Origin of the sequence: Flavobacterium restrictum (genome assembly GCF_007097245.1) — a bacterium.
In the GTDB taxonomy this organism is placed as follows: Bacteria; Bacteroidota; Bacteroidia; order Flavobacteriales; family Flavobacteriaceae; genus Flavobacterium; species Flavobacterium restrictum.
Genome location: NZ_VJZT01000001.1, coordinates 79,423 through 93,823 on the forward strand (window position 1 = coordinate 79,423; position 14,401 = coordinate 93,823).

General features: G+C 35.2%; 11 protein-coding genes. 1 reads left to right on the forward strand and 10 read right to left on the reverse strand.

Annotated features, from left to right (window positions below; translation table 11 throughout):
• Window positions 1-15: 15 nt before the first annotated feature.
• The 5 genes from FNW21_RS00360 to FNW21_RS00380 form a co-directional block, all read right to left on the reverse strand.
• Window positions 16-411, reverse strand: coding sequence for a DNA primase (locus FNW21_RS00360; protein ID WP_144254740.1), 396 nt, complete (start codon window positions 409-411; stop codon window positions 16-18).
• A gap of 8 nt (window positions 412-419) precedes the next feature.
• On the reverse strand, window positions 420-1,391 hold the full coding sequence (locus FNW21_RS00365) for a deoxyhypusine synthase family protein (protein WP_144254741.1): 972 nt from the start codon (window positions 1,389-1,391) through the stop codon (window positions 420-422).
• Window positions 1,392-1,477: 86 nt separating this feature from the next.
• Window positions 1,478-2,878, reverse strand: a complete 1,401-nt coding sequence (locus FNW21_RS00370; RefSeq protein ID WP_144254742.1) for a type III PLP-dependent enzyme domain-containing protein — start codon at window positions 2,876-2,878, stop codon at window positions 1,478-1,480.
• Window positions 2,879-3,166: 288 nt separating this feature from the next.
• Window positions 3,167-4,246, reverse strand: a complete 1,080-nt coding sequence (aroB, locus tag FNW21_RS00375) for a 3-dehydroquinate synthase (RefSeq protein WP_144254743.1) — start codon at window positions 4,244-4,246, stop codon at window positions 3,167-3,169.
• Window positions 4,247-4,281: 35 nt separating this feature from the next.
• Window positions 4,282-6,282 carry an O-antigen ligase family protein gene (locus FNW21_RS00380; protein ID WP_144254744.1) on the reverse strand — a complete coding sequence of 667 codons (2,001 nt, stop codon included), beginning with the start codon at window positions 6,280-6,282 and terminating at the stop codon, window positions 4,282-4,284.
• 201 nt (window positions 6,283-6,483) lie between these two features.
• On the opposite strand from FNW21_RS00380, the gene FNW21_RS00385 reads away from it, so the two are divergent.
• Entirely contained in the window at window positions 6,484-7,650 is a 1,167-nt protein-coding gene (locus tag FNW21_RS00385) for a proline dehydrogenase family protein (protein ID WP_144254745.1), read from the forward strand.
• Between the two features lie 5 nt (window positions 7,651-7,655).
• Here the strand turns inward: FNW21_RS00385 and FNW21_RS00390 are convergent, their stop codons facing one another.
• From FNW21_RS00390 to FNW21_RS00410, 5 genes are all read right to left on the reverse strand, one after another.
• The gene (locus tag FNW21_RS00390; RefSeq protein ID WP_144254746.1) at window positions 7,656-9,449 is read right to left on the reverse strand and encodes a chloride channel protein; all 1,794 of its coding nucleotides are present in this window, start codon (window positions 9,447-9,449) and stop codon (window positions 7,656-7,658) included.
• 57 nt (window positions 9,450-9,506) lie between these two features.
• Complete coding sequence (ggt, locus tag FNW21_RS00395; protein WP_144254747.1) at window positions 9,507-11,186, reverse strand: gamma-glutamyltransferase; 1,680 nt, start codon at window positions 11,184-11,186, stop codon at window positions 9,507-9,509.
• Window positions 11,183-11,767: an acyl carrier protein phosphodiesterase gene (locus FNW21_RS00400; protein WP_144254748.1), complete on the reverse strand. Its 585-nt coding sequence runs from the start codon at window positions 11,765-11,767 to the stop codon at window positions 11,183-11,185. The genes ggt and FNW21_RS00400 overlap by 4 nt, the downstream gene beginning before the upstream one ends.
• A gap of 65 nt (window positions 11,768-11,832) precedes the next feature.
• Entirely contained in the window at window positions 11,833-12,936 is a 1,104-nt protein-coding gene (locus tag FNW21_RS00405) for a protein-tyrosine phosphatase family protein (protein WP_144254749.1), read from the reverse strand.
• 42 nt (window positions 12,937-12,978) lie between these two features.
• Window positions 12,979-14,163, reverse strand: coding sequence for a YaiO family outer membrane beta-barrel protein (locus FNW21_RS00410; RefSeq protein ID WP_185963853.1), 1,185 nt, complete (start codon window positions 14,161-14,163; stop codon window positions 12,979-12,981).
• Window positions 14,164-14,401 lie beyond the last annotated feature (238 nt).

Consider the following 14,401-nt stretch of genomic DNA (forward strand, 5'->3'; position numbering starts at 1 on the left):
GGTTAAAAAATGAATTTAATCTTCATCCTCATCCTCATCGTCAGCAATGTCTTTATCGTTGGAATCCTCATCGTCATCCTCTCCATTATCAACATCTGGTTTGTCTAGATTATCATCCTCATCCTCATCGTCGTCAATGTCTTCGTCCAGTTCTAATCCGCTGATGGGTTCTACAACGGCATCGATGTCCTCGTCTTCATCAAAATTTCCTATACGGTCAGCGAGTTTAGTACTTACTTTAACTAAATAAATAGTATCTTCAGTTCGTACTTCGACAGCTTCGATTAATTCGTTTTTAGCATTTCTAAAACGGATAATGTCTGAATCATCATAACCATCAGGAAATTTTTCTACTAAAAGGTTCAAAATTTCGTTGGTCAGTTTTGCGTAATCAACAATTACTCTTTTCATAAATAGTTCTATAAATCTAACAAATAAGCGAAAATTAATGGTGCCACAATGGTAGCATCGGACTCAATAATAAATTTTGGGGTTTTAATATCTAATTTACCCCAAGTAATTTTCTCGTTTGGAACGGCTCCAGAATACGAACCATAACTGGTTGTTGAATCTGAAATTTGGCAAAAATAACTCCAAAACGGGATATCATGCATTTCCATATCTTGGTACAACATAGGCACCACACAAATTGGAAAATCTCCAGCAATACCACCACCTATTTGGAAAAAACCAACACCATTAGTGCTGTTTTTTGGATACCAATCCGACAAGAATACCATATATTCGATACCTGATTTCATCGTTGAAGCTTTTAAATCTCCTTTGATTACATAGGAAGCAAATATATTTCCCATGGTGCTATCTTCCCAACCGGGTACAATGATAGGTAAGTTTTTTTCGGCAGCGGCATACATCCAACTATCCTTTAAATCTATTTCGTAATATTCCTCTAAAACACCTGAAAGCAACATTTTGTACATGAATTCATGAGGAAAGTAACGTTCTCCATTATCATCAGCGTCTTTCCAAATTTTGTAAATGTGTTTTTGCAAACGACGGAATGCTTCGTGCTCTGGAATGCAAGTATCCGTAACTCTATTCAATCCTCTTTCTAATAAAGCCCATTCGTCCTCTGGGGTCAAATCACGATAATTAGGAACTCTCTCGTAATGAGAATGCGCTACTAAATTCATAATGTCTTCCTCTAGATTGGCACCAGTACACGAAATAATTTGTACTTTATCTTGACGAATGATTTCGGCAAAAATCTTTCCAATTTCGGCGGTACTCATTGCACCTGCCATGCTCACCATCATTTTGGCGCCATTTGCCAATTGTTGTTCGTATGCTTTTGCGGCATCAACTAGCGATGCTGAATTGAAATGCAAATAATGCTTTTCTATAAATTGACTGATTGGTCCTTTACTCATTTTTGTGTATTTAAATTTTTAAAAACCAGCGTTTGAATTTTTTTCAAATGTAACTAATTTTTAAAATTACTATTCTAAAATTAAAATTATTTTTTATCGTACCCTAATATTTTTAGCACATCATCCGAGGTTTGTTGTTCCGAGAAAACCTCGGTGGCAAGAATGCCGTTTTCATCTCGATCGATTAAAATATGTTTGGGTTGTGGAATCAAGCAATGGTGTAATCCGCCGTATCCGCCAATGGTTTCTTGATACGCTCCAGTGTTGAAAAATCCAATATACAATGGTTTTTCCTTATTGTATTTAGGCAAATAAATAGCATTCATATTCTGCTCGGAATTGTAATAATCATCGCTGTCGCAAGTCATTCCGCCCAGTAGAACGCGCTCGTAAGTATCGTTCCAGCGATTGACTGCAAGCATGATAAAACGTTTGTTAATCGCCCAAGTATCTGGCAAAGTGGTAATGAATGAAGAGTCAATCATGTTCCATTTTTCTCTGTCATTTTGTTGTTTTTGATACAAAATTTGGTAGATTGCTCCGCCGCTTTCGCCAACTGTAAACGAACCAAATTCTGTAAAAATATTGGGAACATCCACTTCGGCTTCGTCACAAGCAATTTTTATTTGATTGATAATTTCGTCAATCATGTATTGGTAATCGTACTCAAAAGCCAATGAATTCTTGATAGGGAAACCACCTCCAATATTTAAACCATCTAGTGTAGGACATTCTTTCTTGAGTGCCACGTATACTTTGATACATTTGACTAATTCGTTCCAATAATAGGCATTGTCATTGATGCCTGTATTGATAAAAAAGTGCAACATTTTGAGTTCCAAATTTTTATTTTCTTTGATTTCTTTTTTGTAAAAAGGAACGATGTTTCGATATCCAATTCCCAATCGCGAGGTATAAAACTCAAATTTAGGTTCTTCTTCGGCGGCAATACGGATACCAATTTTAAATTTTCCTTTTATTTGGGATTGAAGCAAATCTAATTCTTCAAAATTATCAATAATAGGAATGGTATTTTTATGACCATTGTTGACCAAACGTGCAATGTTTTCTATGTACTGATCTCGTTTGAAACCGTTGCAAATAACATACGTGCTTTTGTTGATTTTTCCGTTTTCCAAAAGATTTTCGACAATATTAATATCAAAAGCTGACGACGTTTCGATATGAATATTGTTTTTAAAAGCCTCATTCATAATGTATTGGAAATGAGAACTTTTAGTGCAATAGCAGTAGTAATATTTGGCCTCGTATTTGTTTTTTTCCATCGATTTACGAAACCAACTCTTGGCTTTGTTGATGTTGTTAGAAATTTGAGGCAAATACGTAAACTTTAATGGGGTACCGTATTTTTCGACCAATTTCATCAAATCGATGTTGTGAAACTGAAGATTATCTTTATTTAATTTGAATTCTTCTTGAGGAAAATAATAGGTTTGATTGATTAGATCCGAATATTTTGTGTTCATTATAAGGAGGTGTGATTTTAATAATTAATTTTTAATAAAATTACTATCGCATCACTGTCTTATATTGGCATAAATAAGTTGTAGTTTTTCGGGATCAGCTTTTAAATACTGAAAAATAGCAAAACTAAAGTTCCCCTTAATAGAATAAAAACGTTTCAAGATCCTTAAAAAAGATTTATTGATTCGGTTTTTTTTAGAACTGTAAGTGTTATTGTTTTGATTTTTTTTCATTGCTACAAATGTAAAAAATATTATATACGTAAAGCAATCCTTTTTATTAAAAAAAGATTAAGATTTATAATCCTCAAATGCTTCAAGAATCAATTCATTTTCAACCAATTGATTGATTTTAATGCTCCCGATGCCTTGAATTAGTGCGAATTGTATGGTTCCGTATTCATTTTTTTTGTCATGAATCAATAATTCTAATATGGGTTCAATATCTTTATCTTCAAAAACGATGTCGTCATAAATAGCTTTAAGAGTCGTTTTTATTTGCGAATATTCGGCGAGACTTATTAGTTTTTTGTCCAATGAAATATAGCTTTCTAAAATCATTCCCACAGCAATGGCTTCTCCATGAAGCAAGGTAGTTTTGCTTTCATTTTCAAGAAAATAACTTTCAATTGCATGCCCCAAAGTGTGTCCAAAATTCAGTGCTTTTCGGATGTTTTTTTCGGTAGGATCTTGGGTAACGATTTCGTTTTTTATTTCAACCGAGCGGTATATTAAGGCATCAAAGTCGGCAAAATCAATGGCTTTTAAATCTAGAAATTGTTCCCAATAGGGTTTATCGTAAATCAAACCGTGTTTTAGCATTTCGGCAAGACCAGATCGCATTTCATTTTGCGGCACTGTTGCCAAGTATTGGGTATCAATAAGTACCATTTTTGGGACATTAATCACACCTATTTGGTTTTTCAAATTGCCTAAATCGACTCCGTTTTTACCACCTACAGAAGCATCAACCATAGAAAGTAAGGTGGTTGGAACGTGAATAAAATCAACTCCTCGCTTGAAAGTCGAAGCTACAAAACCGCCTAAATCCGTTACGACACCACCACCAAGATTAATGACCAATGTTTTTCTATCGCCACCAAGGTCCGTCAAAACCTTCCAGATTTGCACACAAGTTTCGATGTTTTTATTGGCTTCGCCAGCCTCAAACTCGATGATTTCAATGGTTACATTTGTTTCTAAATACGGTAAAAAAACGGGTAAACAATACTCATTAGTATGCGTATCCACAATAATAAACAATTTCGAATAATTGTTTTCTTTTAAGTAAAGGTTGAGTCCTTCGTACCCATTTTCATTAAAATAGATAGGATAATTATTGGCTTGAATAACATTAAGGTGCTGCGTCATGATATAGGTGTTGTGCTTTATTTATTGTTTTTGTGCTACTGATTTTTTAGCAATTCGTTCTTTTGTTTGAGCAAAACCGGATTATTAGGATACTGTTCTAATCCCAAATCGATAAAACGAAGCATGCTAACGGAGCTAAAATTTGCTTTTTGTAAAGCCATTGCTGTTTTTTGCCAATTTTCTGGGGCTTTTCTATAAGTTGTAAAAGTAGTATGAATTTTTAAAATCCCAATAGTATCTTTTCTAGAACTTGCATATTTTATTGCCGTTTGATACAAACCTTGATTCGTTGGTTGTCTATAAAAGGCCTGTTTTAAGTACACATTTGCGCTGTCAAGTTTGTTATTGTGCTTGGCAATTACATATTTATAAAAGGCTATTCGGCCCAAATACGGATTTATTTTGGCCGCTTTTGATAAATATCTAAAGGATTCTGGAATATTTTTTTCTCGTAAAAAATAAATTGCAGCATACTCATCAAAAGATTCCGAGGAGCTAAAAACGTTCGGGAATTTTGGGCTAAACGAAGCCACTTCTTTGCCAGATAATTTCCCTTTGGCATTGACATTAATATTATCAGCAACTAGCTGGAATTCTAATTGTGATGTTCTAATGGTCAAATAGGAAAAACAAAGCGTTAGTATTGAAACGAATACTAATAAAAAACCTATTTTTTTTGACTTCAAACTCGCTGTCGGCGATTCGTCTTGGGGAATAGTAACAATGGTTAAGGCTAATGAAAGTACAAAGAGCAGTTGCATAGTTGGGCGGTACATAGGGAAATTCAATGCCGAATCAATGCCGTAAACCACGAGTATTAATAAGGCTAAAAGAGCAATTTGTTGTGTTTTTGAATTTTGGGAACGCCTGCTTTTTTTTATATTTTGAATCAATACCAAAAGCAAAATTAAAGCGTAAATCACGCCATTGATGTATCCAGTTTCAGACGTAATTTCCAAAAAATCGTTGTGAGTATGCAACGATACATTGCAAAAACTAGCCGTCGTTTTTTCGTATGGAATCGATTCTACTCTATAATTCCCGATGCCAATTCCCAGTAACGGATTTTTATTGGCCATTTGAATGGCGTATCCCCAAAAGATCAATCGCAAATTAGTAGATTCGTCTTGTGTGTTAATTTGATTGACTCGCGTGGCAATAGAGGTATAGCGACCCGTATCTTTGGATTGTTGAAAAACTTTATTGGTTACAAAATAGGAGAAAACCAGCGGTAGTAAAATTGCTATTACGTTGGTTATTATTGTTTTAGTAGTTTTTTTGGTTCTAAAATAAAAAAACAAAAACAACACGATAACTAGCACCGAACTTAATAAAGCAGCTCTTGCACCCGTCAAAAAAACACCTGTTAGCGCTAGAAAAAGCGTTAAAGATAAAAACCATTTTTTCCAATCTTGAAAATGAGAAATCCCCAAAAGTAAAAAAGGAATTTTGATAGCAAGACTCGCCGAAAAAATGTTGATGCCACCCGTATTGCCTTTTAAAGTGGACAAAGCAGTAAGAACATTCGTGATTTGAGATTGCTCTACGAGGTTTAAAAGCCCTTGTAGTGCCTGTAAAAAAGTAAAAAAACCAACGATAAATGCAATCTTATACAACAACTGTACGCTATTGTACAGTAAAATAGTGGCATTTATAAATACAATAAAACCAATTAGAATGCGAGAAAATGCCACAATACTCAAGGAAATATTTGTAGCCACAACTATCGAAATGCCGCAAATAACCACAAAAGCTGCATAGACTTTGAGAATTGGATTTTTAGACAGTAACGAAAGAAGTTCTTTGGGAAACACTATTGGATTGCAAATCACATAAATGCCTATGGCAATGTTGCAAAACGAAAGGTAAAAATATTGAACGGGAATGATTTCATTGCAACCAAAATACGGTAAAAAGTCGATGCAAAAATACAACGCTATAAATAACAAGGACATGGATTCTAAAAAAAGGAATTCCTTATTTAAAAAGTGTAATTTGTTTCCCGAATTAGTTGGATCTTGAATTGGAGTAGTCATTTATAGTTTTGAAATAGCACAAAACGGGCTGATTTGTAGCTCTTTTTATTAAAAAAACAAAAAAGCAGTATTAAAAAGTAAGAACTAATTTGATAAAAAACAATACACTGTTTAATTCTATTTTTGCATGGCAAAATAAGGCATTTTTTAGGAATTATTTTTCAAAAGTCTGGCTATATTTGTAAAAAAATATAACAAAAAATGACTGAAATATTCAATAACACACAAATAGCCTTTGCATTAAAAAGCGATACGGAACTTGACAGAGCTTATTTTTTATTCAAAATGATTGATAGTCAGCCGTTAGTACGAATTGGGACTGCGGTGACCAATTTTGCTTTGAAAGCCAATCTTCCAGTTGAAGGATTAATTCGAGCTACTGTTTTTGACCATTTTTGTGGCGGTATAAATGAGTCCGATTGTTTGACTGTTGTGGATAAAATGTTTACCAAAGGCGTTTCTTCGGTTTTGGATTATTCAGTCGAAGGCAAAGAGGAAGAAGCACAGTTTGATGCCGCACTCGAAATGACTTTGAAAACCATTGAGTTTGCCAAGGAGCGATTGGCGATTCCGTTTGCGGTTTTTAAACCAACTGGTTTTGGACGGTTAGCGTTGTATGAAAAATTAGGCGAAAAACAAACCTTAACGCCACAAGAACAAGCTGAGTGGGATCGCGTAGTAACTCGTTTTGATGTGGTATGTCAGGAAGCGCATCATAAAAATGTAGCTTTACTAATAGATGGCGAAGAAAGCTGGATGCAAGATGCCGCCGATGATCTAGTAACCACAATGATGCAAAAATACAACAAGCAACGCGCTATTGTTTTCAATACGCTCCAAATGTACCGCTGGGATCGATTGGATTATTTGAAAAAGTTGCACGCACAAGCTACCACCGAAGGTTTTTTTATAGGAATGAAATTGGTTCGGGGCGCCTATATGGAAAAAGAAAATGCACATGCCATAGAAAAAGGCTATCCAAGTCCTATTTGCGAATCTAAAGCGGCAACTGATATCAATTATGATGCTGCGGTTACTTATATGATGGCGCATGTAGACCAAATGGCCATTTTTGCAGGAACACATAACGAGTTAAGTTCGTATAAACTGATGGATTTGATGCGTCAAAAGGGGTTAAAAACCAATGATGACAAAGTTTGGTTTGGTCAATTGTATGGCATGAGCGACAACATTAGTTACAATCTAGCCGAAAATGGATTTAACGTGGCTAAATATTTGCCTTTTGGTCCCGTAAAAGATGTGATGCCCTATTTAATCCGTCGTGCGGAAGAAAATACATCGGTTGCGGGACAAACCAGTCGCGAATTAGCGATGATAAAAGCCGAGCGAAAAAGAAGAAAAGAATAAGATTTTTATTCTATTGTCATTGATTTTAGTTTTTTGCGATACGCCTCCAATGCTACTGATTTTGAAATAAATCCGTAGTATTTGGAGTTTTTTATGACGGGTAAAAACACTTTTTTGGAACTTTCAAATTTGTTCATCACGATTTCCATACTGTCCGATGGATAAATGATATCAGTAGGAACGGTCATAATTTCTTTGACCAAAGTATATTTTACCCGATAGGAATTGAAAATTATTTCTCGGATATCGTTAAAATGTACAATGCCTTGCATGTTATTTTCGGAGTCAACTACGGCAAAAATGACTTGATTGGAATGCGAAATTAAATCGACTAATTTCTCTAGATTTTCGTTAGGAGCAATGGTTAGGTAATCTGTTTGAATAATCGAGTTGGTATCGAGTGTCGAAAGGATATTTGTGTCTTTATTGCTGGTAAACGCATTTCCTTTTCGGGCAAGACTTTTGACATCTAGCGAATGTTTTTCAAAGCGTTTTGAAATAGCAAAACTTATAGACGACACAATCATCAAGGGAATCATTAGGTTGTAACCTCCTGTTATTTCGGCAATTAAAAATATTGCCGTCAGTGGTGCATGAAATAATCCACTCAAGATTCCAGCCATTCCCACCATAGTAAAATTACTTACAGGCAATTTTGATAGTCCAATTAGATTCAATGCTTTTGAAAAGAAAAAGCCTACATACGATCCTAAAAATAGGGAAGGAGCAAAGTTCCCTCCGTTACCACCACTGCCCAAAGTGATGCCTGTTGCAAATACTTTCAGCAACATTGTACAACCTATAAATCCCAAAAGTGCCCAATTGTTATCTCGAAAACCTTTGAATAAAGTATTGTCTAATAATTGTCCTGGGTCTTTTTGAGATAATATTCGGATGCTTTCGTAGCCTTCGCCAAAGAGCGTTGGGAATATAAAAATCAGTAACGCCAAGATACTCGAACCCAATAAAGCTTTCTTATACGGGCTTAATTTGAGTCGTCCAAAAAAATGTTCTACCCGTTGAAAATTACGAGCATAATACACCGAAATAATTCCTGTAAAAAGACCAAGTAAAACGTAATATGGAATATTATGGTAATTAAAAATTTGACGTTGTTTGAATGATAATAAAATAGTTTCGTCCAAAACAATTACGGATACCAAAGCACCCGTAGCCGCCGCAATCATTATTGGTGTAAAAGCGGCAATGCTCACATCCACCAACAAGACTTCGATAGCAAACAAAACTCCTGCAATAGGCGCATTAAAAGCGGCTGCAATACCAGCAGCCACGCCACATCCAATCAAAAGTGTGCGGTCTTTGTAACTTAATTTATATTTTTGAGCATAATTAGAACCAAAAGCTGCTCCTGTAATTACAATTGGACTTTCTAAACCTGCTGAACCACCCAAACCTACTGTAAGCGAACTGGTTATTATCTGGGCATACATTTGTTTTTTGGGAATAATACTAGCTTTTTTGGCAACAGCATATAAGATTTGTGAGGTTCCTTTTTCTATCGTTCCACCCAAAACTCTTTTGACCACAAAAACCGTCAATACAATTCCTATTATAGGCAACATTCCTTTAATAACGCCATATTTAAAAACACTAGCTATTGTTGTTACATACGTGGCAAAAGTAAAAACCCAATGCGCAAATGTTTTTAGAACTATCACGGCAAATGCTGCCGAAATACCCACTAAAACTGCCGATAAAAATATAAATTGCTTGTTGGTCAGCTTGTTTTGTGACCAAACAATTAGATATTCAAACGTATTAATGATTTTTTTGAACATTGCTTTTGTAAAATTGATTCTGCAAAAATAGAATTCATAACGAACACTTCCTAATTATTAAAAACCTACTGCGGTATCATCGCCTCTAGAATCGGCTCCACCTTCTAATGTACCATTTGGAAGTACCAAAATAGCGTCTACTTTTCCAATCACAGGAGTTGTTTTTTCGTTGATGTGATACCCTTTGGATTGCAATGTTTTAAGAGTTGGAGCGTCAAAAGTATTGGGTTCAAAAGTAATGACATCAGGCAACCATTGATGGTGAAATCGGGGAGCATTTACGGCTGCTTGCATACCCAAATCGTATTCGTAGACATTCAAAATTGTTTGCAGCACCGATGTGATAATGGTCGAACCGCCAGGAGAGCCTACAACCATGAACAACTGACCGTTTTTTTCGACAATCGTGGGTGTCATTGAACTCAACATTCGTTTGCTCGGGGCAATACTATTGGCTTCATTTCCTATTAAACCAAACATATTGGGTTCGCCAGGTTTGGCGCTAAAATCATCCATTTCATTGTTCAAGAAAAATCCCAGTTCGTCACAATAATATTTGGAACCAAATGCATCATTCAAGGTCGTGGTTGCGGCAACAGCATTGCCAAAGGAATCTACAATTGAGTAGTGTGTTGTCTCGGTGCTTTCATTGTATTTTACGGTTCCCTCTTTGACATCCTTGGATAGCGTTGCTTTTTCAAAATCGAAAGTTGCCATTCTCGATTTGGCATATTCGGTAGTCATAAGTGCTTTTATTGGAATTTTTACAAAGTCAGGATCACCCAAAAAATAACTTCTATCGGCGTAAGCCCTTCTTTCGGCTTCCACCAGAACTTGAATGGCGTCGGGGGAATTATGTCCCATTTTTGCCACATCATAGGGAGCAATCATGGTCATAATTTGGGCTAGGCATAGTCCACCGCTGCTTGGTGGTGGCATTGCAATAATTTTTAAATCTTTGTAGGCAAATACCAGTGGTTTTCTCCATTTGGCTTCGTATTGTGCCAAGTCTTTCAGGGTAATAATAGCCCCTTTTTGTTGCAGGTAGTGTACCAGTATTTTGGCAGTTTGTCCTTTGTAAAATTCGGCACTACCATTTTTCGCAATTCGTTTGAGAGTAGTGGCCAATGCGGGGTATTTTATAGTATCTTTTTCTTTAAAATTCTTGGCAAATAGCGTTTTGTCGCCATTAATTTTTATAACTTTATTCCTATAATCCTTGAGTTGTTTTTCTTGTTTTTGAGTAACTACAACGCCTTTTTCTGCTAATGCAATTACAGGTTTCAAAATCTCGGACATGGGTAAAGAACCCAGTTTTTTATGAACGGCAAAAATTCCTGCTATGGTTCCAGGTACACCAATTGCAAGGGCTGTGTCGGTACTTTTTCCTTTAATAACGTTGCCATCTTTATCCAAAAACATAGTTTTGGTCGCTGCCAAAGGGGCTTTTTCTCGATAATCTAATGTGCCCATTTCCCCATTGGCTTTGCGATAGACCATAAAGCCTCCACCACCTAAATTACCGGCATACGGATAAGCAACTGCCAGTGCCAGCTCGGTTGCAATCATGGCATCAAAGGCATTACCACCTTGTTTCATAATTGCTACACCTATTTTTGACGCTTCTTCTCTTGCTGAAACGACCATCGCTTTATGAGCAATTAATCCTGTTTGCGCATTAGTTTTTGTGGAAAGAATCAGTATCAAAAAGCCAAAAGCGAGTATTGATTTTTTCATAACGAAAGTAATTTTAAATTCGAATGCGTTTTTAAATCTTCAAAAAAAGTGATGAATTCCTGTTCAAATTCGGTGTAAAAAGTAACGAGTTCTTGTGATGCAAATCGCATTTTGGATTCATTATTTGTTCGGCGATCCATTTGGGTCAAAATACTGTGAATTCCTGCAACAGTTTGATAACTAACTAACCAATTGTGTTGGATCATATAAGGCAACATATTTTGAGTTTTTGGTGTCAAAATACTGTAATTGTCATGCAAGGATTGGTAAAATCGTTGTGTAAAATTTTCTAATTTTTCATCGGAATATTGGTTCCAATTTTTGGCCAAAAAATGGTCGTAAAAAACATCTACAATAACGCCTGAATAATGGTGGTAATTGGCATGTAGTTTTTTGGTACTTTGCCTAAAAATGGGATGCGCATCAGTAAAAGTGTCAATTTCTCGGTGTAAAATAATCCCTTTTTGAATGGCTAACGGGAAATTTACAAACTGTTTTCCCCGAATACCATCAGCCATAAAATTGCCAATTTTGATCAAATCCGTATCGCCAGAAAGATAAATATGAGCCAGAAAATTCATTTTTTTGAGTTGTTTTATTTCGTTAGTAAATATAATACCAATTACTACTTAAAAAACAATCCAATTTATTTTTTGGTATTAAATAAACGTATGAATCGTTCCGATACTACTGATTTAGTGGAGTAGGAATTGATTAGAATAGGTTGTTTGAGTTTGAGGATGCTATCAATTACTGTTCGAATTTTTTTGTCCGAATCGGATTCGGCTAACGCTATATATTCGAAATCTTGATTGTATTGAGTCATTATTTTTTGCTCTTTTTGGATTAATTCTTGGTTGATTTTGGGATCCATTAAGCACACAACATTTTCTATTTTTCCATTTAAAATAAAGCCAAAAAACTCATCATCAGTAGGATAGGGGGTAAAGTAAATGTGTTTTTGAAGTTTAATAATTTTGCCTCGTTCAAAACTTTTCAGAGTATCAATGTCGTTAGAACCTAACTCGGTTTTGATTTTTAGAGTGTTATTTTCGTTTTCTATTATGTTTTTGAAAACATTGGCTCTGTCTTTTCCTAAATAGCAATGTACATAATATTTACCTTTTAAATGATGGGCCAACTCTTTGATTTGTAACACAGAATTGGTGTTTTCATCAATCCAAGGCAACATTGGAATAGCAATTAATTGTATGCCTGTTTTGGCCGCATTTTCGGCTTCCTTTTGCATCAAAATGGGTTCAGCTGGAATTACTAATTTGCTTAATAATGAAATAATGGCCGTATAATTTTGAGCTTTTAGCGCTTCGATTTTTTCTTGGTCAGGATAAGGACCAAAATGAAATTCGGCTGTGGCACTTTTGTTGATTTCGATAGTATTGGCACTGGAATTTATCAATAATTCAGGTTTAAAGCTAAAAATGTACAGCGAAACAAGCAACGCTATTCCTATAAATACGAGCATTCCATTTTTGGCACTACTATTTTTGGACGCATTAAATTTTCGAAATATAAAAAAGGTTAAAAAAACGATGGCTACCACAAAAAGAGCCACTACTATTTTTTGAATTAAGTTTTCGTTAGCTTCGGACCAATTTTCGTCTGCTGCTTTTTGAGCAATCATTCGTGTTGGACCAACGGTAAGCATTAACAATCCCAACGGAAAAGCCAACCCTAATCCCAAAAAACAAAAAATAACAACACTTTTAAGGCTCCATTTTTTAGTACTCATACTTAAATAAATTGATGTTATTGCTTGAACATTTTTTTGGCTTTACAACAGCCATTGCAATTGCAAAGTGATATTGATTTCGTTTTGGTATTTGCTTGGCGTGTATTCTTGGCGGTTGAACCCAGTTTGTGCCCCAATAATAAATTTTTTGAATACCACTTTGTTATATCCCGCACCAATTCTATAGGAATTCAGCGAAACTCGTTGGTCAAATTGCGAAATAGTTTCGCGTTCATCAGGCGATGTTCCATATCCAGCATTGATTGCAAAATAGTCATAGCGGGAATTGAAGTAATAGCGATACGTTGATGCAAAGGAAGGATAGGGTTTTTTTTGACCAATTTGGAAATAAGATCTCAAGTTGAACCATCCGGCACCCAAATATTTTCCAAAACCCAATGCGGTCGAATAGTTTTCGGTTGTATTGGTTTTATTGTATCTAATGCCTAATTCAGTTTCCCAACCTTTACCTAAATTTTGAAAAAAGGAATAATTCAAGCGCACTTTTGGAAAAATCCGATCATTGCTGATGCCAATGTTCAAAAAAGAATAATTTTTTGGAGAGGTTTTATAATACGTTTCGAGTTCATACATGGAACCAGAAAGCACACTTGTACCACTAGATTGCCTGTCGTTATAATCAAAACGTCCTATGATTGTTGCGTTTTTTAATTGTTTTGCATAGTGTAAACTCGTATAATTCCATGGGCCAACGCCAGATCGATTGAATACAGTGGTGGTGTTGCTAATGCCTATTCGATCGCCATAAGCATCTAGTTTCATGTCGAATAAGCGGTCTTTTAAAGTAGTATCTTCTGGATATTTTTTGATTAAAAAACTTAAATAGGTAGCTGTAGCTTTTGGATTATTCTCAAGCTCCAAAGCTCGAAGTTTCAAGAGATGAAAGTCCTTCTCTTCGGGACAAAGTACTAGGGCTTGGTCTATCGTTTGTAATGCTGCATCTGCCTTATTTTGCTCAATTTCTAAACGGGTCAAGTAACTAAAAGCTTCTTTATAGTTGGTGTTTTTTGCAATGACGTATTTAAAATAATAGCGCGCACTGTCTATTTGATTGGTCATTTTGTAAGCGTTACCTAATGATACATAAAAATCCAAATAATTGGGTGCTTTTTTTATCCCTAATTGGCATAATGCAATCGCTTTGGTATAATTTTTTTCTACCGAAATCACTTTGTTTGTTGCGACTAATAAACTGTCGGTATCCATTTTTTGCGCAAATAAACTAGTTTTTGTAACGATAATAAACAAAAAAAATAAGTATTTTAATTTCATAATATAAACATTTTAAGGCAGTTGCGTTTTTTTTTGTTTAAAAAAAATAGAGCTACTATACACTATTGTATTGGTTTTTATGTTTTGCAGTAAAACAACAGTTAAGCAAAAGTAAGGAATTAGTTTTGGTTTTCATTTCCTATTTTTTGGGATGAAAAACAAAATAGGATCT

Excerpts from the sequence above, each read along its gene's own strand:
- aroB (WP_144254743.1), bottom strand. The coding sequence starts at position 4,246 with ATGACGCAGCACCTTAATGTTATTCAAGCCAATAATTATCCTATCTAT.
- FNW21_RS00400 (WP_144254748.1), bottom strand. The coding sequence starts at position 11,767 with ATGAATTTTCTGGCTCATATTTATCTTTCTGGCGATACGGATTTGATC.
- ggt (WP_144254747.1), bottom strand. The coding sequence starts at position 11,186 with ATGAAAAAATCAATACTCGCTTTTGGCTTTTTGATACTGATTCTTTCC.
- FNW21_RS00370 (WP_144254742.1), bottom strand. The coding sequence starts at position 2,878 with ATGAACACAAAATATTCGGATCTAATCAATCAAACCTATTATTTTCCT.
- FNW21_RS00380 (WP_144254744.1), bottom strand. The coding sequence starts at position 6,282 with ATGACTACTCCAATTCAAGATCCAACTAATTCGGGAAACAAATTACAC.
- FNW21_RS00390 (WP_144254746.1), bottom strand. The coding sequence starts at position 9,449 with ATGTTCAAAAAAATCATTAATACGTTTGAATATCTAATTGTTTGGTCA.
- FNW21_RS00410 (WP_185963853.1), bottom strand. The coding sequence starts at position 14,163 with ATGGATACCGACAGTTTATTAGTCGCAACAAACAAAGTGATTTCGGTA.
- FNW21_RS00360 (WP_144254740.1), bottom strand. The coding sequence starts at position 411 with ATGAAAAGAGTAATTGTTGATTACGCAAAACTGACCAACGAAATTTTG.
- FNW21_RS00365 (WP_144254741.1), bottom strand. The coding sequence starts at position 1,391 with ATGAGTAAAGGACCAATCAGTCAATTTATAGAAAAGCATTATTTGCAT.
- FNW21_RS00385 (WP_144254745.1), top strand. The coding sequence starts at position 6,484 with ATGACTGAAATATTCAATAACACACAAATAGCCTTTGCATTAAAAAGC.
- FNW21_RS00405 (WP_144254749.1), bottom strand. The coding sequence starts at position 12,936 with ATGAGTACTAAAAAATGGAGCCTTAAAAGTGTTGTTATTTTTTGTTTT.